Source organism: Thauera sp. 27 (assembly GCF_000310125.2).
GTDB lineage: Bacteria > Pseudomonadota > Gammaproteobacteria > Burkholderiales > Rhodocyclaceae > Thauera > Thauera mechernichensis.
The window spans coordinates 1-21994 of the sequence record NZ_AMXB01000054.1 but is presented as its reverse complement, the minus strand read 5'-3'; the positions used below and the strand labels follow the sequence as shown (position 1 = coordinate 21994).

The window sequence follows — 21994 nt, the reverse complement described above, 5'->3', positions numbered from 1 at the left end:
GCCCCGGCTACGCGCCGCACGGCCGGCGCTGGCCTGCCACACTGTCGCCCGAGCTCGCCGCCGCGTGCGCGGGCCGCCACAGCAGCGACCCGGCCGACCTCGCCACAGCGCCCGCCGGCCGCATCGTGCCCTTCGACATGACCCCGCTCGCCATCTCGGCCTCGCTGATCCGCGATCTGGTTCGCACCGGCCACAGCGTGCGCTATTTGCTGCCTGATTCCGTTGTCGACTATATTGCCGCGCACCATCTTTACGAGGGCAACGGGAACTAGAGCCTTCCCATTTGCCGGGAAAGCCCCCCCACTTCCTGCCCTTCTCGCCCCCACTCTTCATTCCTGCCGAGCCCATGGACCTTCCCACCCTGCAAAACATCGTCGTCAGCGCCCTCGAGGATATCAAGGGCCGCGACATCGAGGTCATCGACACTTCGAAGCACACGCCGCTGTTCGATCGCATCGTCATCGCCAGCGCCGAATCGGGCCGCCAGACCCGCGCCCTGGCGCAGAACGTTCAGGACAAGGTCAAGGAGGCCGGCGGCGAGGTACTCAGCATGGAAGGCCAGGACACCGGCGAGTGGGTGCTGGTCGACCTTGGCAGCATCGTGGTGCACGTGATGCAGCCCGCCGTGCGCAGCTACTACAAGCTCGAAGAGCTGTGGAACACCAAGCCCGCCGGCCGCCAGGCCGCCGCCGGACGCTGACCAGGCGCCCGCGCGGCCGTGAAGCTCTGCATCGTCGCCGTCGGCCACCGCATGCCGGCCTGGGTACAGGCCGGCTTCGACGAGTTCGCCCGCCGCATGCCGCGCGAACTGCCGCTGCAGCTTGTCGAGGTGAAAGCCGAGCCGCGCACCAGCGGCAAGACCGTCGACGCCATGATGGCTGCCGAAGCCGCCCGCATCGAAGCCGTGCTGCCGCCACGATGCCGGCGCGTGATCCTCGACGAGCGCGGCGCCGACCTCTCCACCCTGGCGCTGGCGCAGCGCCTGGAGAGCTGGCAGGGCGAAGGCCAGGACGTGGCGCTCATCATCGGCGGCCCCGACGGTCTGTCCCCCGCCCTCAAGGCGAGCGCACACGAAGCCATTCGCCTGTCCAGCCTCACCCTGCCCCACGCCCTGGTGCGCCCGCTGCTGGCCGAGGCGCTGTATCGCGCATGGACGGTGCTGCGCAACCACCCCTATCATCGCGAATGAGTACTGCATGACGCCCATGTACCCGCGCATCTACCTCGCCTCCAAGAGCCCCCGCCGCCGCGACCTGCTGCGCCAGATCGGCGTGCAGTTCGACGTGCTCACCTTCCGTGACGGCGAGCGCGGCGAGGACGCCGACGTGGACGAAACGCCCCTGCCTGCGGAGCCGGTCGAGCGTTACGTCGAACGTATCGCGCTGGCCAAGGCCGAGGCCGGCATGCGCCGTGTGCTGTGGCGCAAGCTGTTGCGACGCCCGGTACTCGCCGCCGACACCACGCTCGAGCTCGACGGCGAGATCATTGGCAAGCCCAGGGACGCGGCCGATGCCCAGGCCATCCTCACCCGCCTGTCCGGGCGCCGCCACCGCGTCCTCACCGCACTGGCCGTCAGCGACGGCGAACGCACGCGCAGCCGGGTGTCGGTGAGCGAGGTCAGCTTCACCACGCTCTCCGAGAACGACATCCGCCAGTATGTCGCCAGCGGCGAGCCCATGGACAAGGCCGGCGCCTACGGCATCCAGGGCCGCGCCGCGGTGTTCATTGACGAGATCCATGGCAGCTACTCCGGCATCATGGGCCTGCCGCTGTTCGAAACCGCCAGGCTGCTCGACATCTTCGCCACCGAGGAGCGGCAGTGAGCATCGAATTCCTCATCAACTTCACCCCGCAGGAAACCCGCGTCGCGCTCGTCGAGCAGGGCGTCGTCCAGGAACTGCATATCGAGCGCACCGCCAGCCGCGGCATCGTCGGCAACCTCTACCTGGGCAAGGTGGTGCGCGTGCTGCCCGGCATGCAGTCGGCCTTCATCGACATCGGCCTCGAGCGTACCGCCTTCCTGCATGTGGCGGACATCTGGAGCGAACGCCAGAACGGCGAAGCCGCCCGCCCGATCGAGAAGATCCTCGCCGAAGGCCAGAACCTGCTCGTGCAGGTGCTCAAGGACCCCATCGGCACCAAGGGGGCGCGCCTGTCAACGCAGGTCAGCCTCGCCGGCCGGTTGCTGGTCTACCTGCCCCAGGAAAAGCACATCGGCATCTCCCAGCGGATCGAGGACGAGGCCGAACGCGAAGCCCTGCGCGTGCGTCTGACGGCACTGGTGCCCGAGGATGAACGCGGCGGCTTCATCGTGCGCACGATGGCCGAATCCGCGTCGGATGCCGAGCTCGCCGCCGACATCGCCTACCTGCGCAAGCTGTGGAGCGAGATCTCGGCCAGCACGGCCGGCATCTTCCCGCCCAAGCTGCTGCACGAGGACCTCGGCCTGGGGCAGCGCACGCTGCGTGACCTCGTTACCGACGAAACCACCCGCATCCGCGTCGATTCCCGGGAAAACTACCAGAAGCTCGCCACCTTCGCCGCCGAATACACACCCCAGGTGCTGCCGCTGCTCGAGCACTACAGCGGCGAACGCCCGCTGTTCGAGCTCTACAACGTCGAGGAAGAGATCCAGAAGGCGCTCGCTCGCCGGGTGGATCTCAAATCCGGCGGCTACCTGATCATCGACCAGACCGAGGCGATGACCACCGTCGACGTCAACACCGGCGGTTTCGTCGGTGCACGCAATTTCGACGACACCATCTTCAAGACCAACCTCGAAGCCAGCCAGGCGATCGCCCGCCAGCTCCGCCTGCGCAACCTGGGCGGCATCATCATCATCGACTTCATCGACATGGAGAACACCGAACACCGCGAGATGGTGCTCGAGGAGTTCCGCAAGGCCTTGTCGCGCGACCACACGAAGATGACGATCAACGGCTTCACGGCGCTCGGCCTGGTCGAAATGACGCGCAAGCGTACCCGCGAGTCCCTCGCCCACCTGCTGTGCGAGCCCTGCCCCACCTGCAGCGGTCGCGGCGAGGTGAAGACCGCGCGCACCGTGGCCTACGAGATCCTGCGCGAGCTGCTGCGCGAGGCGCGCCAGTTCAACGCCAAGGAGTTCCGCGTGCTCGCCGCCCCCAATGTCATCGACCTCTTCCTCGACGAGGAGAGCCAGTCACTGGCGATGCTGTCCGACTTCATCGGCAAGAAGGTGTCGCTCCACGCCGAGGCCAGCTACACGCAGGAACAATACGACATCGTGCTGCTGTGAGCACTGCCATCGAGCACCCCGCCGAACCCCGCCCCGAAAGGCTGCGCAATCCGCTCCTGCGCCTGGTCGCCGCCACTCGCCCGGCCTTCCTCGCCGTCACCCTGGTCGGCTGCCTCATCGGCATCGCCAGCGCGCACGCCAGCGGCCTTGTCATCGACCCGCTCAGCGCCGCGCTCACGCTGCTGTTCGCCCTGCTCGCACATGCCGGCGGCAACGTCATCAACGACTACCACGACGCCCTGAGCGGAGCCGACGACATCAACAGCGGCCGGCTCTTCCCGTTCACCGGCGGCAGCCGCTTCATCCAGAACGGCGTGCATACGCCAAGGCAGACGGCGCTGCTCGGCTATGGCCTGCTTGCAGCAGTGGTGCCGGGCGGGCTATGGCTGACCTGGCAGGCCGGGCCAGGCCTGCTGCTGATCGGGATGGCCGGCCTGGCGCTGGGCTGGGCCTACTCCGCGCCTCCGCTCAAGCTGGTGTGCCGCGGCTTCGGCGAAGTCGTCATCGTGGCCTGCTGGCTGCTGGTCGTGGTCGGTGCCGACTTCGTGCAACGCGGCGCCTTCGACCTGCTGCCCGTCTTCGCCGGCCTGTCCTACGCCCTGCTGGTGGCCAACCTGCTGTTCATCAACCAGTTCCCGGACCATGACGGCGACGCCGCCAGCGCCAAGCGCACCCTGGTCGTGCGCCTGGGCCCGCAAACCGCCAAGTGGGGCTACCTGCTGATCGCCATCGCCGCTTACGCCTGGCTGATCGCCATGGTGGCCAACGAACTGCTGCCGCAGAAGACCGCCGCCGCAGCGCTCACCGTCGCCCTGTCCTTCCCCGCCGGGCGCGACCTGCTCGAGCACGCCGCCGACCCGTCGGAGCTGACGCCTGCGATCAAGCGCACCATCGTCGCCGCGCTCGCGCATGGTGTCGTGCTGGCCGGCGTGCTGGCCTTCTCCTGAGACCGCCCCAGGGCGACACCCTCAGCCTGCCTCCGGGCTCAGTGCGCCGACCCGATAACTTACATATGCCTGTTCTCGAGTCGCCCTGAAGAGAACTATATGTGATGTCGAAGTCCTCACTTGCACTCGATACCCTGCCTCCCGAGGTGAGCCGCTCGCTGCAGACCCTCGGCGAGCACTGCGCCTTGGCGCGCCTGCGGCGCAAGGAGTCGCAGAAGCAATGGGCCAGCCGCCTGGGCGTTTCGGTGCCAACCTTGATCCGCCTCGAAAAGGGCGACCCGACGGTGAGCATGGGCGTGTCCGCCACCGCGCTGTGGCTGATCGGGCTGTCGGCAGGGCTTTCCGAGCTGGCCGACCCGGCCAAGGACCTGCGCGCGCTCGAGTCCGACGTCCGCGAGGCAAGCCGCCTGCGCGTCAGGCGGACGCGCGCGTCGCGCACCACACCGCCCCCCGCGACAAGGACAGCGCCAGGCGCTGCAGTCAGCGGCGACGCGGGCTCAGACGCCGAGGTAACGGTTCCACAAGTGGCGCAGCCGTATGAAACAGGACAGCCAGGGCGCATTTGCGATCATTAATAAGAATTGTTACCATTCCTTAATCAGCCAGCCATGCCGCCGTCGGACAGCCAGCCAGCAACCCGTCGCCCGGTGGTTTCATGCCTGCCTGCCGTTTCAATACAGCTCCATCCCCTCGCCTTGCCGCCTTGACCCTCGCGATTGGCCTGGCCCTGCAACCCACTGTCTCACTTGCCACAAAGCCAGACCCGGTGCTGGCCGAGATCGTGGTTCACCCCGAGAAGGACGACTTCGACGCTCGGCAGCAATCTGCGAGCACTCGCCTGGTCTACGGCCGGGAAGAGCTGGATCGAATGAACGAGCTGACGGTGGGCGATTACCTTCGGCGGCTGCCGAGCGTGACCTTCACAGGCCCTCCCGGCAATCCGAAAGACGTGCGGATGCGCGGCATGGACAAGGGCTACACGCAGATCCTGATCGACGGCGAAGCGGTCGCATCGGGCACCAAGGAGCGGCAGATCCAGGTCGACCGCATCCCGCTCGACATGGTCGAGCGCATAGAGGTGATCCGCGCGCCCTCGGCCGACATGCCTTCGGAAGGCATGATGGGCACCATCAACATCGTCCTGCGCGAACCACCAGACAAGCGCGTCGCGAACGCCCGCATCGCGACCGGCCGCCTCTTTGGCGAGAAGACCGATACCAACACCTGGAACCTGTCCGGACAGTACGGCGATGCCTCTGACTCGGTGCGCTGGCTGCTCAGCGCCTCGGTAGGCGACCGTGGCGACCTGAAGAGCAAGAGCAAGGACGAAACCTCCTATCACAACAACCCCACGAATGCCCCCAAGGACCGCAAGCTCGAATTCGAAGACGAGCGAGCTCGCACGCGAACCGTCGACTTCGCGCCGCGCATCAACATCAGGCTCTCTGCCGTTGATGAACTCGTGCTGACACCCTGGTTCACACGCTCGGACGAGTCCAAGGAAAAATCCCGAGACAAGTTCAAGTACGCCGGCACAAGCATCATCGGTGATGGACAGACCCAAGAGGACGAAGACAAGTTGCGCGAAACCTGGCGGCTTCGCGGCGAATGGAAGCGCAAGATCGAGGACGGCAAGCTATCGATCTACGCGGCAGCCCAGCAAGGCACGGAGAAAAAGGACAAGTCGACGCTCGACTACCGGAGCGACGGCACGCTCTCCAAGGTCGCCGTCGAGCGTGATGACAAGGACGAGTCCGACTGGTACCTGGGCGCGCGCGGCGAACGCAAGCTCGGCCGTCACACCGTCTCCGCAGGCCTCGAATACCGCGATGCACGTCGCAAGGACGGCAAGACCAAGGAAGAAGGAGCAAGCTGGGCGGCGCTGAGCGCCAAGGACCCTGGGCGAGGCGACCGGTTCGATATCTCCGAACAGCGCTGGACCGCCTTCGTCCAGGACGAGATCCGCCTCGATTCCAAGCACATTCTGACCCCTGGCCTGCGCGCGATACATGTTCGCCAAGGCGCCATCGATGCGTTCGGCGCCAAGAGCACGGCCGCGACCGATAGTCTGAATCCATCGCTGCACTACCTCTGGAAGTTCGACCCCCGTAACAACCTGCGAGCCAGTGCGACCCAGACCCTCAAGCCTCCCAAGTTCGACGACCTCTCGACCGTTACCGAATCGAAGAGCGGCACATCCGCAGACCCTGACAAATCAGGCAACCCTGAACTCAAGCCAGAGCGTGCCGTTGGCCTCGAACTGGGCTGGGAGCACTTTCTTCCGGAAGGCGGTGGCGTTCTTGGCGCAAACGTCTTTCACCGTGACATCAAGGACAAGGTCGAGAAGATCAGCGGACTCGAGGGATCGCGCTGGGTCGAACGCCCCCAGAACGTCGGAAATGCCAAGGTCTGGGGCTGGGAACTCGACGCACGCCCGCAGATGGACATCATTGGCCTGCCCGAACTGATGCTCCGCTTCAACTACACCCGCCTGTATTCGCGCATCACCGACAGCGCCACCGGCATGACCACCCGCATCAAGGACCAGCCGCCCTACGTCTACAACATCGGGTTCGACTGGCAACTGCCGCGCCTCCGCGCCAGTTGGGGACTCAACTACAACTACACGCCCAAGTACCTCAAGAATCCGACCGAGCCGCTCAAGGCGGACTACGAGGCCGGTCAGGAATTGCTCGACGCCTATGTCAGCACACGGATCACACCCGATCTCTCGCTGCGTCTGACCGCCTCCAACCTGCTCGACATGCGGAAAGTGAAGGACAAGACGACCTATCACTCGAACGGCAGGCTCGACAAGACCTCCACCGAGACGGAGCGCGGTGGCCGTTCGATCATGCTGGCGCTCGAAGGGCGCTGGTGAGCCTCAACGTAAAAGGAGTCTCCCCGTGCAACTCAACCTGAAGGCGCGCGACTGGCACAACTGGCTCTCAGTCCTGCTTGTGGTGCCCATGCTGCTGGTGGGCTTCACATCGATCTTCCTCGCCCACAAGAAGGAGCTCGGCCTCAACGACATCGACCTCACACCCTACGTTGCCTGGCTGCCCGGTTACGGTGAGAGCGGACGGCGGGCGCAGGCGCCCGAGGTACGCTCCACGGCGACGCTGACCGACGGTCGTGTCCTGATCGGAACCCAGAACGGGCTGTTCGAAGTCGTCGGCACAAGCGCCCATGCCATCCCCGAACTGGGCGGAGACCAGATCCGCGACATCGCGGAGCTGCCCTGGGGCATCGTCGTCGCTGCAAAGGCCGGGATCTGGCTGAGCCAGGACGGCCGTTGGCAGCGTGTCGTCGCAGGCGACGCCTGGAACGCTCATCGGCACCCCGACGGCAGCGTTTCGGTCACGCTGAAGGATCGCGGCCTCGTCTCCAGCAACGACGGCCGGGAGTGGTCCCCCCCCGCCTCGCTGCGTGCGGTGCTAGCAGGGCTGCCAAGCACGGACATGCCTGACGAGCGCGTCACACTGGGCAAGCTGATGATCGACATGCACACGGGCAAGGCTTTCCTCGGCAAGAACGCCGAATGGGTCTGGATCGACCTGCTCGGGTTCGTCTGGGTCTTCCTCGGTTTCACCGGGCTGTGGCTTTGGTGGCGAACCCAGACGAAGAAGCGCGACTCCGCGCTCAAGCGCGCTCAGCAAGCTGCTTCAGTAGCCCGCATCACGCAATGACGACCTTCATCCTGGGGCTGCTGCTTGGGCTATCGGCAATCGGGCTGGTGATCAGCTGTGTCGCGCTCATCCACGGCTTCAGGGTACGTGCCGAGATCCGGCGCCTGTCCCTGAGTGCCCCTGCGGACAAGGCGCAGGCGCCTGGAGGACGCGCACGACCGCCGGGTGCCGCCAAGAGCGAGCTGACGGCCTCAAGCGACAAGCAGACCCGTCAGGAGACCGAGGCGCCACCCGCTGTACGAAAACCCACCTGAGGCGCCGAGGCCGGGCCGGACACTGTTAGACTTGCGGCTTCGCAAGCTCCCGACCCGGCCACCATGATCGGACGCATCACCGGCACCCTGCTGGAAAAGAACCCGCCGCAGATCCTCGTCGACGTGCACGGCGTCGGCTACGAGATCGACGTGCCGATGAGCACCTTCTACAACCTGCCCGCTACCGGCACCACGGTGAGCCTGCACATCCACCATGTGGTGCGCGAGGACGGCCACTTCCTGTTCGGCTTCGCCACCGACGAGGAACGCGCGACCTTCCGCCAGCTGCTCAAGGTCTCGGGCATCGGTGCGCGCATGGCGCTGGCGGTGCTGTCAGGCCTGTCGGTGAATGACCTCGCGCAAGCGGTGGCGCTGCAGGAGGCCGGACGGCTGGTGAAGATCCCCGGCATCGGCAAGAAGACGGCCGAGCGCCTGCTGCTCGAACTGCGCGACAAGCTCGGCAAGGCCTTGCCCAACATGGCGGGCGTACGCCTGGCAGCGCCGCCCGGAACCGCCCCGGACGCGAGGAGCGACATCCTCAACGCCCTGCTGGCGCTCGGCTACAACGAGCGCGAGGCGCTATCGGCGATGAAGGGCCTGGCCGAAGAAGTCGGCGTGTCGGACGGCATCCGCCAGGCACTGAAGGCGCTGTCGAAGGGCTGAATGGAGGCTGAGCCGAAGACATGATCGAAACCGACAAGCTCAAGGCGGTCGCGCCCGCCGAACGGCTCATCTCCGCCACCCCTGCCGACCGCCAGGAAGACGCCATCGAGCGCGCACTGCGCCCGAAGCGTCTCGCCGAATACGTCGGCCAGGCCAAGATCCGCGAGCAGCTGGAGATCTTCATCCAGGCCGCGCGCAAGCGCAGCGAGGCGCTCGACCACGTACTGCTGTTCGGACCACCCGGCCTGGGCAAGACCACGCTGGCGCACATCGTCGCCGCCGAGATGGGGGTGAACCTGCGCCAGACCTCGGGCCCGGTGCTGGAGCGCGCCGGCGACCTCGCCGCACTGCTCACCAACCTCGAGCCGCACGACGTGCTCTTCATCGACGAGATCCACCGCCTCTCGCCGGTGGTCGAGGAAATCCTCTACCCCGCGCTGGAAGACTTCCAGATCGACATCATGATCGGCGAAGGGCCGGCCGCGCGCTCGGTCAAGCTCGACCTGCCGCCCTTCACGCTGGTCGGCGCCACGACTCGCGCAGGCATGCTCACCAACCCCCTGCGCGACCGCTTCGGGATCGTGTCGCGGCTGGAGTTCTACACGCCGGAGGAGCTCGGCTTCATCGTCAGCCGCTCGGCGCGCCTGCTCAACGTCGAGATCGACGACAACGGCGCACTCGAGATCGCCCGCCGCGCCCGCGGCACGCCGCGCATCGCCAACCGGCTGCTGCGCCGGGTGCGCGACTATGCCGAAGTGAAGGCAAACGGCCACATCACTGCCGCGGTAGCCGATGCCGCCCTGCGCATGCTGGATGTGGACAACCTTGGCCTCGATCTGATGGACCGCAAGCTGCTGTCGGCAATGCTGGAGAAATTCGGCGGCGGTCCGGTCGGCCTCGACAACATCGCCGCTGCGATCGGTGAATCCACCGACACCATCGAAGACGTCATCGAGCCTTACCTGATCCAGCAGGGCTACCTGCAACGCACGCCGCGCGGGCGCATGGCCACGCACTCGATCTGGCAGCATTTCGGGCTTGCGCCGCCACGCCCCGGCGGCGACCTGTTCGCCCAATAGCTGGCTCGCACCATGCGCTCGCTGCAGGTGGTGATGATGACGCTGTGCGTGGTCGGCGGGCTCTTCCTGCTCATGCACGCGCCGGACTTCTTCATGCCCGACCGCTGGGACCCATCGCGTGGCCGCCAGTTCGACGCCACCGCCTCGCGCCTGCTGGGCGCAGGCCTGCTGGTGCTGGCCGTGCTCGGCGGCCACTACATGCGCAACATGTACTACGGCACGCGCCGCCGGCTCCCCGGGCCAGCCGCGCAGGTGCGTTACTTCCTGCTGCTGGTGCTGACCCTGGTGCTGATCAGTGCCGCCATGCATCGCGCCGAACCCGGCCCAAACCCCGAATACCGCGCCCCAGCCTCGGCAACCGCGCGCTGATCAGCGCTCGTCGGCGTCAAGCAGGGCGCGCACGCGCTCGGCCGTCTCCAGCAACTCGCCCAACTGGCGCGAACTGAGCAGCGCACCAAAGTGATCGACCGCGGCCCGGGAGATGAAAAGATGGCCGTTGTCCCTGCGCACGATCCAGCCGAGTTCGATCAGGCGCACGATCTTGCGGCGTACGGTCTCGCGCGGCAACCCGGTCGCCGCAGCGATCGAATACGCATTGCAGGGTTTGAGTTCGCAGTACGCGTCGTCGACGTCGCTATGGAACTCGATCACTGCGGCGCCCGCAGCCTCGGCACCGAGGTTCCCGTTGCCACGTTCGCCGCCGGTTTCGAGCGCACCGATGTTGTGGAGTGCGATCTCGCCGAGCAGGATGGGCAGCAGGATGTCACGATCGAAATCCTCGAACCAGCGCCTGATGTTGCGAATCTCGTGGCGCGCGAGCATCAGCGCCACCGACTTGAGGATGCGCTGGGCCGAACCAGGCTCGATGACTTCGAGCGTGTCCTTGTCGGACGCTGCCGCCGGCGCGTCCTGTGTTTTGGCTTTGAGGACCATTGATATTGGGGAGACTGGCTGCGATCCGTGTCGACCTATGCAGTATCGACAAAAAACCGATTTTTATTAAATGATTGTAATCAACGCGCGCAGCATAGCGGAGCAGCACGCCGTGCTCAGCCCGGAAGTACCCAACATGGGCAACCCGCCCCTCGGACCTTACTTGCGCGCGCGCGGGTGGGCCGCGTCATAAACGCGGGCAAGGTGCTGAAAGTCGAGTTGAGTGTAGATCTGCGTACTGCGGATGCTGGCATGGCCAAGCAGTTCCTGAACGGCACGCAGGTCGCCGCTCGACTGCAGCAGATGGCTTGCAAAGCTGTGGCGCAGCATGTGGGGGTGCACGTGCACACCCAGGCCCAGCACCCGCGCACGCTGCTCGAGCCGGCTGGCGATGCCGCCCGTGCTGAGCCGGCCACCGCTGCGGGTAACGAACAACGCAGGTTCGTCCGCGCGTGCAAGCTGCGGTCGCAGCGCCGACCAGCGCACCAGCGCGGCCAGCGCCTTGCCGCCGACAGGCACGCTGCGGCTGCGCTGGCGCTTGCCGGTGACGGTCACCATACCCTGCGCCAGGTCGATTCCAGTGTCGACATCGAGCGCAGCAAGCTCGGCCGCACGCAGGCCGGACGAGTAGAAAAGCTCGAACATCGCAATATCGCGAGTTTCGAGCAAATTTAACGGCTCTGGATCGAGCAAGGCCTGTGCCTGCTCGGGAGACAGCACAAGCGGCAGAGGCGACGGCGAGCGCGGCGGACGCACGCCAAGCGCGGGGTTGACACGCACGTCGCGGTGACGCGCCAGCCAACGATAGAAACTGCGCCAGGCTGACAGATGACGCGAGATAGAACGCCCGCTCAGCCCCTCGCCATGAAGGCGGGCGACGAAGCGCCGGATGTCCTGCATGTCGAGTTCGGCGGGCTGGCGCTCGGCAGCCAGGCGCAGCAACGCATGCAGACCTTCGCGGTAAGCCTTGAGCGTGAGTTCGGCGGCCCTGCGCTGGCTCGCCAGCCAGTCGAGCCAGGCTTCGCCATCCGCCGGCAACGGCCCCGCTGCCGGGGACACCATTGCCCGGGCGGCCTGATCGCCTCGCCCCGCCTGCGACCGCCTGCTCATTGCATGCTCCCGCGCGCTGCGATCAGCCGCCGCGACTGACGAGCGCCGCCGCTGCGAGATCGGCGATGCGGCTCAGGTAAAGCGTTCCCATCTCGGGATAGAAGCGCTCCGGCTCGGCGCTGCCCAGCGCCAGCAAACCGAAACACACACCGCTGGCACGCAGCGGCATCAGCGCAAGCGAACGCACATGGGGCGCAGCCTCGCCAAACCAGCCCGTTGCCTCGATACTCTCGGGTGGCCCGCAATAGGGGTGGCGCAGGGCTTCCACATGCCTGCGCGCAGCCGCGCTGACCTCGTCTGCGTCCGCCTCGGCGACGCTGCCCCACAGCCTGAGACTGACGTGCGGCACCGCAAAGTCGTCCTGCAGGCTGGACACCAGCGCCTGGCGCACCGACACCGCGCTACCGGCTGCAAGCAGCATCACCGACAGCCGATGCACCTTGGTGCTGATGTCGTCGTTCTCGGCGCCAAAGCGAATGAGCTCGGAGAGCTTGACCTCGAGCTGGCGGATCTTGTCACGCAGGGCATGCAGCTGGCGCTCGGCCAGCGAGATCGCCTGCCCGCCGTGCTGTGGGTGCGGCACGGTGAGCTGGGTGAACAGCTCATGGTGCTGGTTCAGGAAATCGGGGTGCTCGCGCAGGTAGCGCGCCACATCGTCGGCATTCATCGCTCGTGTACTCCCTGTCGGGCCGCTCGGCGACCCGCTTTGTTCATGCGCGCACGCGGTGCGCGCTACGTGGTCCAGCCCGCAGCCCAGCGTTCAGTCCAGCACCATCTCTGCTTCGAAAACGCTCACCGCCGGCCCGGTCATCAGCACCGGCGAGCCCGGGCCAGCCCAGGCGATCTCGAGTTCGCCGCCACGGGTCTCGACCTTCACCGGCGAGACCAGCAGGCCGCGCCCGATGCCCGCAACCACGGCCGCGCACGCGCCCGTGCCGCAGGCCAGCGTCTCGCCCGCACCACGCTCGAACACTCGCAAGCGCGCGTGGCCGGGGTCGACAACCTCCAGGAAACCGGCATTGACGCGGGCCGGGAAGCGCTCATGGCGTTCGATGAGCGCCCCCAGCTCGGCGACCGGGGCGGTATCGACGTCAGCCACCACCTGCACTGCATGCGGATTGCCCATCGACACCGCGGTGATCGCCACCGTTCTGTCGCCGACCTCGAGCGGCTGCACGAAGGCATCCGACTCGGACACGAAGGGAATCTTGTCGGGCGCGAATTGCGGCACCCCCATATCGACCGTCACCAGGCCGTCGTCACGCAGGCGTGGCGCAATGACGCCCGATCGCGTCTCGACGCGGATCTCGCGCTTGCTGGTGAGCCCCTTGTCATGGACGAAGCGCACGAAGCAGCGCGCGCCGTTACCGCACTGCTCGACCTCGCCGCCGTCGGCGTTGAAGATGCGGTAGCGGAAATCGACATCGGGCCGGGTAGCGGGCTCGACCACCAGCAACTGGTCGCAGCCGACGCCAAAATGGCGGTCGGCGATCGCGCGCACGCGTGCCGGCGTAAGCTCGACCGGCTCACGGGTGGCGTCGATGACGACGAAGTCGTTGCCGAGGCCATGCATCTTGGTGAAGCGCAGTTTCATCGGAAGCCTGACGGATACTATTGGAAAGATGCGCTCATGCGTACGCAGCGCAAGCCGCGATTGTCCTCCACCGCGACGACCAGCGTCCACCTCCAGCGCAGCGTAAGCGGCAAGCTCTTAGTCGGCCCACCCAATCCGGATCGCCTTCAACCCCTCGCGGCTCGCGCCGCTCCCACGGGGGTCGATCGGCCGCGGTGGCCTGCTGTAGGAGCGGCGCCAGCCGCGAGCTTTTCATCGCCCCCCAAGCCGCATCGCCTTCAACCCCTCGCGGCTCGCGCCGCTCCCACGGGGGTCGATCGGCCGCGGCGGCCTGCTGTAGGAGCGGCGCCAGCCGCGAGCCTTTCGCACGACATCAGTAGATGCGCGGCTCGCCTTCGGGGCGCGTCTTGAAGCGGCGATGCACCCAGTAGTACTGCTCGGGCATGGTCCGAACCACGCCTTCGAGCCAGGCGTTCATGCGCCGGGTATCGGCCTCGACGTCGTCCGATGGATAGTCCGCCCACGGCTCGCCGAGCTCGAGCACGTAGCCCCCGCCACCGGGCAGCATGCGCACGACGCAGGGCACCACCGCCGCCCCCGCCAGGCGCGCCAGCCGAGGCAGGCCGGTGATGGTGGCCGCCGGCACGCCGAAAAAGGGTACGAAGATCGACTCCTTGCGGCCGTAATCCAGGTCGGGCAGGTAGTAGAAGGGGCGGCCGGACTTCATCGCCTTGACGGTAGCGCGCACGCCGTCATGGCGCGACAGCAACAGCTGATCGTTGAAGCGGCTGCGGCCGTGGTAGAGCCAGCGGTCGATCACCTTGTCCTTCTGCGGCGAGTAAACACTGACGAAGTCACCCTCCAGCGACAGCCTCGTGCCCGCCATGTCGAGGCCGACGAAGTGCGGCGCCAGCAGCAGCACCGGCCGGCCGGCGGCGCGCAGCGCCTGCAGGCGCTCGAGGCCGTCGATGCGCACGGTGGCGCGCAGGCGCTCTGCGCTCGCCCACCAGGCCAGGCCGCGCTCGAGCATGCTGCGCCCGGTGACCGCGAAATGGCGGCGGGCGAGCGCGCGTCGCTCGGACTCGGACAGATCGGGGAAGCACAAGCGCAGATTGATCAGCACCACCTTGCGCCGCGGCACCACCAGCCAGTACAGCAGCCACCCGAAACCGCTTCCGATACGGGACAACAACGACAGCGGCAGCCAGTGCAGCAGCCAGATGAGGGCAATGACCACGCGGCTCACGACCTGCCCTCCGCATCGCCGCGGGGCGGCGTTGGTGAATCGGGTGCCGCCGCATCAGCAGGCGCGCCGGCAACAGGGACGATGTCCTCGCGTTCGCGACGCGGCCCCTTGTAGCGGTTATAGCCCCACAGGTACTGCTGCGGGCACTGCAGGATCATGCGCTCGACCTCGCGGTTGATGATCGCAACATCGGCCTCCAGCTCCCCGGTGAGCGCCTCGGTGGGCGCCTGCAGGCGGAACACGTAGCCCTCGCCGCGCGGCAGGCGCTCGGCCCAGGTGTAGATCACACGCACGCCCTTGACCGCAGCCAGGCGCGCGGCCAGCGTCATCGTCCACGCCGGCTTGCCGAAGAAGGGCGCCCACACGCCCTCGCCCGCGCCCGGCACCTGGTCGGGCAGCATGCCCACCGCCTCGTGGCTGCGCAGGGTCTTGACCAGCTTGCGCACGCCCGACAGGTCCGCCGGCGCGGTGCGCATCTGGCCGCGCGCGCGGCCTGCCTCCATCAGCGGCTGCAGCACGTCCTTGCGCGGCGGACGGTAGAGCACCGTGATCGGGATCTGTGCCGCAATGCACTGCGCGGTGATCTCGAAGCAGCCCAGGTGCGGGGTGATGAAGAGGATACCGGCGCCCTCGGCGCGCGCCGCCTCGACCAGATCCCAGCCCTCGGTGCGCACTGCGCTCGCCACCACCTCGGCCGCCGGCCGCTCCCAGATGAAGGGCAGCTCGAGCGCCTGGCGACCGGCCTCGACGATGGCTGCGCGCAGCACCGTCTCGTCCTCGCGACCGAGGGCGTTGAACAGGTTCTCGCGCAGACGGCGGGCATAGGACGGCGAGGCCTTGTAGGTCAGCCAGCCCGCCCAGCCGCCTAGGCGGTGGAGCCAGGCCAGCGGCAGGCGCGAGAGCAGACGAAAGAGGGATTGAAACAGCACGGGCAGGGTCCAAGCGGGGGCCGGCAGGGGCGCATTGAGAATGCCGGCACGGTTCACCAGCCCCGAATGCTTACACACCCCGCCGTCCCGGTCTATAATCCGTGCCCTACCGCCGAGTTAACTCGACAACTTGCAGGGCGGCATGGCAGCGCGGCTGCCGTACAAATACTGCTAAAGCGTCGGCTGCTCGACGAAATCCCCGGAGCTGGCCGCAGACGCAAGGCCAGAAAAAACGGGGATTTTTGCTTTTCAAGGAGTAGCAGCATGGCAGAGTTCCTCTTCACCTCCGAGTCGGTCTCCGAAGGCCACCCGGACAAGGTCGCCGACCAGGTCTCCGACGGCGTGCTCGACGCCATCCTGGCCGAGGACCCCAAGGCGCGCGTCGCCTGCGAGACGCTGGTGTCCACCGGCCTCGTCGTGATCTCGGGCGAGATCACCACCACCGCACACCCCAACTATCGCGAGATCGCGCAGGACGTCATCCGCCGCATCGGCTACGACAACTCCGACATCGGCTTCGACTACAAGAGCTGCGCGGTGCTGGCGGCGATCAACCGCCAGTCGCCCGACATCGCCCAGGGCGTGAATAACGCCAACGACGACCCGCTCGACCAGGGCGCCGGCGACCAGGGCCTGATGTTCGGCTACGCCACCAACGAGACTGCCAGCCTGATGCCGCTGCCGATCCATTACGCGCACCGCGTGATGCAGCGCCAGGCCGAGGTGCGCAAGGACGGCCGCCTGCCCTGGCTGCGCCCGGACGCCAAGAGCCAGATCACGGTGAAGTACGTCGACGGCAAGCCGACTGCGATCGACACCGTGGTGGTGTCGACCCAGCACGACCCGGACGTCACGCAGGAGCAGATCCGTGAGGCGGTGATCGAGCTGATCATCAAGCCGGTGCTGCCGCCCGAACTGATGCAGGGCAACGTACGCTACCTGGTCAACCCGACCGGCCGCTTCGTGGTCGGCGGCCCGCACGGCGACTGCGGCCTGACCGGGCGCAAGATCATCGTCGACACCTACGGCGGCGCAGCCCACCACGGCGGTGGCGCGTTCTCGGGCAAGGACCCCTCCAAGGTCGACCGCTCGGCCGCCTACGCCGGGCGCTACGTGGCCAAGAACATCGTCGCCGCTGGGCTGGCCGACAAGTGCGAGGTGCAGGTCGCCTACGCGATCGGCGTGGCACGTCCGGTGTCGCTGATGGTCAATACATTCGGTACGGGCAGGATTGCCGACGAGCAGATCGTGGCACTGGTTGGCAAGCACTTCGACCTGCGCCCGAAGGCAATCATCCAGACGCTCGACCTGCTGCGCCCGATCTACTCGCGGACCGCCGCCTATGGCCACTTCGGCCGCGACGAACCCGGGTTCTCCTGGGAGCAGACCGACAAGGCCGCTGCACTGCGCGCCGACGCCGGGCTCTAAAATAGCGCTACGAACCGCACGCCTCTCTCCGGCGACGGAGGGAGGCGTCTTTTTTGATCACCGACCCACGACCAGCTAAACACCGCCACACTCGACCGCGAACGTCCTTCCACGGTAACGGTCTTCCCCGCTCCCCTGCACCTCACATCACAACGCAAGATCCTTCCCCATGCTCGAACAAACCCTGATGTTCGTCCTCGGTCTCACCGTCCTCGTCATCGGCGCCGACGTGATGGTGCGCGGCGCCTCGCGGCTGGCAGTGTCCTTCGGCGTGTCGCCACTGGTGGTCGGCCTCACCGTGGTCGCCTTCGGCACCAGTGCGCCGGAGATGGCGGTATCGGTGGGTTCAGCCCTGTCGGGCAGCCCCGACCTCGCGATCGGCAACGTGGTGGGCAGCAACATCGCCAACATCCTGCTGATCCTGGGCATTTCGGCCCTGATCACGCCGCTGCTGGTCGATGAGCAGATCATCCGCCAGGAGATCCCGATCATGATCGGCGCCTCGGTGCTGCTGGTGGTGGTGGCGCTCGACGGCCGTATCGGGCTGCTGGAGTCGATCGTGATGTTCGGCCTGGTGATCGCTTACACCCTCTTCCTGGTCGTTCAGTCCCGGCGCGCCTCCAAAGCGGTGGAAGACGAATTCGCCTCCGAGATTCCGACCTCGAACTGGGACCGCCACTGGGCCGTACAGATCGCGCTGGTGGGGGTCGGCCTGGCGATGCTGGTGGTGGGCGCAGACTGGCTGGTGGATTCCGCCGTCGCCTTTGCGCGCGCCTTCGGTGTCAGCGACCTGGTGATCGGACTGACCGTGGTCGCGGTGGGCACCTCGATGCCCGAGATCGCCACCTCGATCGTCGCCGCCATGCGCGGCCAGCGCGACATCGCGGTCGGCAACGTGGTGGGCAGCAACGTGTTCAACATCCTCGCCGTGCTCGGCGTCACCGGCATCGTCTCGGGCGCTGGGCTCCCGGTGTCGGAAGCCGCGCGCAACTTCGACCTGTGGGTCATGCTGGCGGTGGCCTTCGCCTGCCTGCCCATCATGATCACCGGGCGCGAGATCGCGCGCTGGGAGGGCGGCGTGTTCCTCGCCTACTATGCCGCCTACACTGCCTGGCTGGTCCTGCAAGCGCAGCAGCACGCCAGCCTGCCGGCGTTCTCGAACGTGATGCTGGGCTATGTGTTGCCGCTGACCGTGGTCACGCTCATCGTCAGCATCGTGCGCGACAACGGCCGCACAAGCCGTTGACGCGTATATAATCTGCGCTTTCCGAGGAGCGCTGCGAGGCGCCCGCCGGCACTGCCGGCCGCGGCCCCCAGGCTCGGACCCCGCCGCCCGGCGGGTTGCAGTACAACGGCGCTCACCCTGCTAATCGTCTTCAACCCTGCCGGGTTCGGGATGCCGGGTGAGCCCTCGCAGCCAGTGTCGCTGCCCGCCCGCATCGCAGCCCGGCCATAGCATGGAGCTTCACATGAACGCTGTGGCTGACACCAACTTCACCGACTACGTCGTTGCCGACCTCTCGCTCGCCGACTGGGGGCGCAAGGAAATCCGCATCGCCGAGACCGAAATGCCCGGTCTGATGGCAATCCGCGAGGAATACGCCGCCAGCCAGCCGCTCAAGGGCGCACGCATCACCGGCTCGCTGCACATGACCATCCAGACCGCGGTGCTGATCGAGACGCTGACCGCGCTCGGCGCCCAGGTGCGCTGGGCCTCGTGCAACATCTTCTCGACTCAGGACCACGCCGCCGCCGCCATCGCCGCCGACGGCATCCCGGTGTTCGCGGTCAAGGGCGAGTCGCTGACCGACTACTGGGACTACACCCACCGCATCTTCGAGTGGTCGGACGGCGGTTACTCCAACATGATCCTCGACGACGGCGGCGACGCCACGCTGCTGCTGCACCTGGGCGCGCGTGCCGAGCAGGACATCTCCGTGCTGGCCAATCCGGGCTCGGAAGAGGAAACCATCCTCTTCGCCGCGATCAAGGCCAAGCTTGCCACCGCCCCCAACTGGTATTCGACCCGCCTGGCGCAGATCAAGGGCGTGACCGAGGAGACCACCACCGGCGTGCATCGCCTGTACCAGATGCACGCGCGCGGCGAGCTCAAGTTCCCGGCGATCAACGTCAATGATTCGGTGACCAAGTCCAAGTTCGACAACCTTTACGGCTGCCGTGAATCGCTGGTGGACGGCATCAAGCGCGCCACCGACGTGATGATCGCCGGCAAGATCGCCGTGGTGGCCGGCTACGGCGACGTGGGCAAGGGCTCGGCCCAGGCCCTGCGCGCGCTGTCCGCGCAGGTGTGGGTGACCGAGATCGACCCGATCTGCGCGCTGCAGGCGGCGATGGAAGGCTACCGCGTGGTGACCATGGAGTACGCTGCCGACAAGGCCGACATCTTCGTCACCGCCACCGGCAACTACCACGTGATCACCCACGATCACATGGCGAAGATGAAGGACCAGGCCATCGTCTGCAACATCGGCCACTTCGACAACGAAATCGACGTCGCCAGCGTCGAGCAGTACCCGTGGGAAGAGATCAAGCCGCAGGTCGATCACATCATCTTTCCCGACGGCAAGCGCATCATCCTGCTCGCCAAGGGTCGCCTGGTTAACCTCGGCTGCGCCACCGGCCACCCGAGCTATGTCATGTCGAGTTCCTTCGCCAACCAGACCATCGCGCAGATCGAGCTGTTCACCCGCACGGCCGACTACCCGGTGGGCGTGTATACCTTGCCCAAGCACCTCGACGAAAAGGTCGCCCGCCTGCAGCTGAAGAAGCTCAACGTTCAACTGACCGAGCTCACCGACGCACAGGCGGCCTATATCGGCGTGCCCAAGGAAGGTCCGTACAAGACCGACCAGTACCGCTACTGAGCGCCCTCGACGCAACGGCTGTGGGGCGGCGCACGCGGGTTTCCCGCGGCGCCCCACAGCCCATGACGAGCCCTCCGCGATGAGCATGAACTCCTTCCACGCCCGCCAGGGCAAGCCGAAACCGGCCGCGCAGGGCAAACACCCAGCCGACCGGCACGGTCTGCTGCGCGTCGACCAGCTGCTGGTGGCGCAAGGGCTGGCGGCCTCGCGCACGGCAGCGCGCGCGCTGATCGACGCCGGACGCGTCAGCCATGACGGCAAGCCGGTCACCAAGCCGGCGCTGGAGTTGCCGCCCGACGCCCGGCTCAAGGTGGTTGCGGACGAAAGCGACCGCTTCGTTTCCCGTGGCGCACTCAAACTCGAAGGCGCGCTCGCGCGCAGCGGGCTGGACGTGCGCGGCGCACACTGCCTGGACATCGGCCAGTCCACCGGCGGCTTCACCGATTGCCTGCTGCAGGCCGGTGCCGCAAGCGTGGTCGGCGTCGAAGTCGGCCACGACCAACTTCACCCCCGCCTGCGCAAGGACAAGCGCTGCGTCACGCTGGAAGGCCTGAACGCGCGCCAACTCGGCGTGGCCGAGCTCGGCGATCATTGCCCGGCACACGGCTTCGACCTACTGGTGTGCGACGCCAGCTTCATCTCGCTCGCGCTGCTGCTACCGCAGTGGCCCGCGCTGCTGTCTCCTGCCGGCCATGTCCTCGCCCTGGTCAAGCCGCAGTTCGAGGTCGGCCCTCAGGGGCTGGGCAAGGGCGGCATCGTGCGCGACACGACACTCTATGCCGGCGTCGAGCAGCGCCTGCGTAAGGCCGCACACGAGGCCGGACTGATCATCCTCGACTGGTTCGATTCACCCATCACGGGTGGCGATGGCAACCGCGAGTTCTTCTTCCATGCCATCCGCACACCGGATGTCCACGACACCTGACACGCCATGAACACCGAACTCTCGATCGAATTCTTCCCCCCGCAAACCGCCGAAGGCGCCCACAAGCTGCGTGCCACCTGCGCACAGCTCGCCGCCCTCGAACCCGCCTTCTTCTCCGTCACCTACGGCGCCGGCGGCTCCACGCGCGAGCGTACCTTCTCCGCGGTCAAGGAGATCGCCGCCGCTGGCCATGAGGCCGCCCCACACCTGTCGTGCATCGGCTCCACCCGCGACAGCATCCGCGACATCCTGCAGGAGTACGCAGACGCCGGTATCCGCCGCATCGTGGCGCTGCGCGGCGACCTGCCCTCGGGCGCAGGCGCTGCGGGCGAGTTCCGCTACGCCAATGAACTGGTCGAGTTCATCCGCGCCGAAACCGGCGACCGCTTCAGCATCGAGGTGGCCGCCTATCCCGAGTGGCACCCCCAGGCCAAGAGCCCGAAAGACGATCTTGCCGCTTTCAAGCGCAAGGTCGACGCCGGCGCCAACTCGGCAATCACGCAGTTCTTCTACAACCCGGACGCCTACCTCAACTTTGTAGAGGCGGCGCGCAAGATGGGCATCACCATCCCGATCGTGCCGGGCATCATGCCAATCGTCAGCTTCAGCAAGCTCGCCCGCTTCGCCGATGCCTGCGGTGCCGAGATCCCGCGCTGGATGCGCAAGAGCTTCGAGAGCTACGGCGACGACAGCGAATCGATCCGCGCCCTCGGCCTCGATGTGGTCACACGCCTGTGCGAACGGCTGATCGCCGAAGGGGTGCCCGGGCTGCACTTCTACAGCATGAACATGGCCGGGCCGACCATCGAGATCTGCACCCGGCTGGGGCGCAGCCTGCGGCAGGACTGACCCGGCGCCGGCGCGAAATGATGTGCTGCGTGAGTTTCTTGCTTAAGGAACCCGGCACGGATGGCGTAAATTGATGTCCAGGGGCGCCGACTGCCGCGACCGCCCCGAGACAGCCTGGCAATGAACGACACCACACCGCCATCGACCGCCCCGCCCCAGCGCACCCGCGCGACAACCCAGCGCGGGTGCGCTGGGGCGCCCGCGCCGGGC

The 21994-nt window shown here is 67.0% G+C and carries 24 protein-coding genes; 18 read left to right on the top strand and 6 right to left on the bottom strand.

Annotated elements, in window-relative coordinates; all coding sequences use genetic code 11:
• The 13 genes from B447_RS19915 to B447_RS19855 all read left to right on the top strand — a co-directional run.
• Positions 1-272 (top strand): nicotinate-nicotinamide nucleotide adenylyltransferase (locus B447_RS19915; protein WP_002944985.1); only part of this gene is annotated, 272 nt, incomplete at its 5' end.
• Positions 273-346: 74 nt separating this feature from the next.
• Entirely contained in the window at positions 347-700 is a 354-nt protein-coding gene (rsfS, locus tag B447_RS19910) for a ribosome silencing factor (RefSeq protein WP_002933138.1), read from the top strand.
• An 18-nt stretch (positions 701-718) separates the two neighbouring features.
• On the top strand, positions 719-1189 hold the full coding sequence (gene rlmH / locus B447_RS19905) for a 23S rRNA (pseudouridine(1915)-N(3))-methyltransferase RlmH (RefSeq protein ID WP_002944983.1): 471 nt from the start codon (positions 719-721) through the stop codon (positions 1187-1189).
• Between the two features lie 7 nt (positions 1190-1196).
• Positions 1197-1823: a Maf family protein gene (locus B447_RS19900; protein WP_002933133.1), complete on the top strand. Its 627-nt coding sequence runs from the start codon at positions 1197-1199 to the stop codon at positions 1821-1823.
• On the top strand, positions 1820-3274 hold the full coding sequence (gene rng, locus B447_RS19895) for a ribonuclease G (protein ID WP_002944981.1): 1455 nt from the start codon (positions 1820-1822) through the stop codon (positions 3272-3274). Before B447_RS19900 ends, rng begins: the two co-directional genes overlap by 4 nt.
• Entirely contained in the window at positions 3271-4221 is a 951-nt protein-coding gene (locus B447_RS19890; protein ID WP_002944979.1) for a prenyltransferase, read from the top strand. The genes rng and B447_RS19890 overlap by 4 nt, the downstream gene beginning before the upstream one ends.
• Positions 4222-4325: 104 nt before the next feature.
• Positions 4326-4796 carry a helix-turn-helix domain-containing protein gene (locus B447_RS19885; protein WP_002944977.1) on the top strand — a complete coding sequence of 157 codons (471 nt, stop codon included), beginning with the start codon at positions 4326-4328 and terminating at the stop codon, positions 4794-4796.
• Between the two features lie 128 nt (positions 4797-4924).
• Positions 4925-7102 (top strand): TonB-dependent receptor plug domain-containing protein, encoded by a 2178-nt coding sequence (locus tag B447_RS19880; protein ID WP_198291846.1) that lies wholly within the window; start codon positions 4925-4927, stop codon positions 7100-7102.
• A 25-nt stretch (positions 7103-7127) separates the two neighbouring features.
• Positions 7128-7910 (top strand): PepSY domain-containing protein, encoded by a 783-nt coding sequence (locus B447_RS19875; RefSeq protein WP_002944973.1) that lies wholly within the window; start codon positions 7128-7130, stop codon positions 7908-7910.
• Positions 7907-8164 carry a hypothetical protein gene (locus tag B447_RS19870; RefSeq protein WP_002944971.1) on the top strand — a complete coding sequence of 86 codons (258 nt, stop codon included), beginning with the start codon at positions 7907-7909 and terminating at the stop codon, positions 8162-8164. Before B447_RS19875 ends, B447_RS19870 begins: the two co-directional genes overlap by 4 nt.
• A 63-nt stretch (positions 8165-8227) precedes the next feature.
• Positions 8228-8827: a Holliday junction branch migration protein RuvA gene (gene ruvA, locus B447_RS19865; RefSeq protein ID WP_002944968.1), complete on the top strand. Its 600-nt coding sequence runs from the start codon at positions 8228-8230 to the stop codon at positions 8825-8827.
• A 20-nt stretch (positions 8828-8847) separates the two neighbouring features.
• Positions 8848-9906 carry a Holliday junction branch migration DNA helicase RuvB gene (gene ruvB, locus B447_RS19860; protein ID WP_002944964.1) on the top strand — a complete coding sequence of 353 codons (1059 nt, stop codon included), beginning with the start codon at positions 8848-8850 and terminating at the stop codon, positions 9904-9906.
• A gap of 12 nt (positions 9907-9918) precedes the next feature.
• Positions 9919-10275 carry a hypothetical protein gene (locus B447_RS19855; protein ID WP_002944960.1) on the top strand — a complete coding sequence of 119 codons (357 nt, stop codon included), beginning with the start codon at positions 9919-9921 and terminating at the stop codon, positions 10273-10275.
• Here B447_RS19855 and B447_RS19850 read toward each other — a convergent pair whose 3' ends face one another.
• The 6 genes from B447_RS19850 to B447_RS19825 all read right to left on the bottom strand — a co-directional run bounded on the left by B447_RS19850 (position 10276) and on the right by B447_RS19825 (position 15697).
• A complete protein-coding gene (locus B447_RS19850) occupies positions 10276-10839 on the bottom strand; it encodes a hypothetical protein (protein WP_002944957.1) in 564 nt (187 codons plus the stop codon). It lies immediately after the preceding gene.
• A 159-nt stretch (positions 10840-10998) separates the two neighbouring features.
• Positions 10999-11901 (bottom strand): tyrosine-type recombinase/integrase, encoded by a 903-nt coding sequence (locus tag B447_RS19845; RefSeq protein ID WP_002944956.1) that lies wholly within the window; start codon positions 11899-11901, stop codon positions 10999-11001.
• A 70-nt stretch (positions 11902-11971) separates the two neighbouring features.
• A complete protein-coding gene (locus B447_RS19840) occupies positions 11972-12616 on the bottom strand; it encodes a DUF484 family protein (RefSeq protein ID WP_002933105.1) in 645 nt (214 codons plus the stop codon).
• Between the two features lie 93 nt (positions 12617-12709).
• On the bottom strand, positions 12710-13543 hold the full coding sequence (gene dapF, locus B447_RS19835) for a diaminopimelate epimerase (RefSeq protein WP_002933102.1): 834 nt from the start codon (positions 13541-13543) through the stop codon (positions 12710-12712).
• Between the two features lie 352 nt (positions 13544-13895).
• Positions 13896-14768: a lysophospholipid acyltransferase family protein gene (locus B447_RS19830; RefSeq protein WP_002944953.1), complete on the bottom strand. Its 873-nt coding sequence runs from the start codon at positions 14766-14768 to the stop codon at positions 13896-13898.
• Positions 14765-15697 (bottom strand): lysophospholipid acyltransferase family protein, encoded by a 933-nt coding sequence (locus B447_RS19825; protein ID WP_232431683.1) that lies wholly within the window; start codon positions 15695-15697, stop codon positions 14765-14767. Before B447_RS19825 ends, B447_RS19830 begins: the two co-directional genes overlap by 4 nt.
• Before the next feature lie 264 nt (positions 15698-15961).
• On the opposite strand from B447_RS19825, the gene metK reads away from it, so the two are divergent.
• The 5 genes from metK to metF all read left to right on the top strand — a co-directional run bounded on the left by metK (position 15962) and on the right by metF (position 21784).
• Positions 15962-17125 (top strand): methionine adenosyltransferase, encoded by a 1164-nt coding sequence (gene metK / locus B447_RS19820; protein ID WP_002944946.1) that lies wholly within the window; start codon positions 15962-15964, stop codon positions 17123-17125.
• A 169-nt stretch (positions 17126-17294) separates the two neighbouring features.
• Positions 17295-18371 (top strand): calcium/sodium antiporter, encoded by a 1077-nt coding sequence (locus tag B447_RS19815; RefSeq protein WP_002932620.1) that lies wholly within the window; start codon positions 17295-17297, stop codon positions 18369-18371.
• Positions 18372-18594: 223 nt separating this feature from the next.
• Positions 18595-20010, top strand: coding sequence for an adenosylhomocysteinase (gene ahcY, locus B447_RS19810; protein ID WP_002944943.1), 1416 nt, complete (start codon positions 18595-18597; stop codon positions 20008-20010).
• A 79-nt stretch (positions 20011-20089) separates the two neighbouring features.
• Positions 20090-20935: a TlyA family RNA methyltransferase gene (locus tag B447_RS19805; protein WP_002944942.1), complete on the top strand. Its 846-nt coding sequence runs from the start codon at positions 20090-20092 to the stop codon at positions 20933-20935.
• A 6-nt stretch (positions 20936-20941) separates the two neighbouring features.
• Positions 20942-21784: a methylenetetrahydrofolate reductase [NAD(P)H] gene (gene metF / locus B447_RS19800; RefSeq protein ID WP_002932617.1), complete on the top strand. Its 843-nt coding sequence runs from the start codon at positions 20942-20944 to the stop codon at positions 21782-21784.
• The last annotated feature ends 210 nt before the right edge of the window (positions 21785-21994 follow it).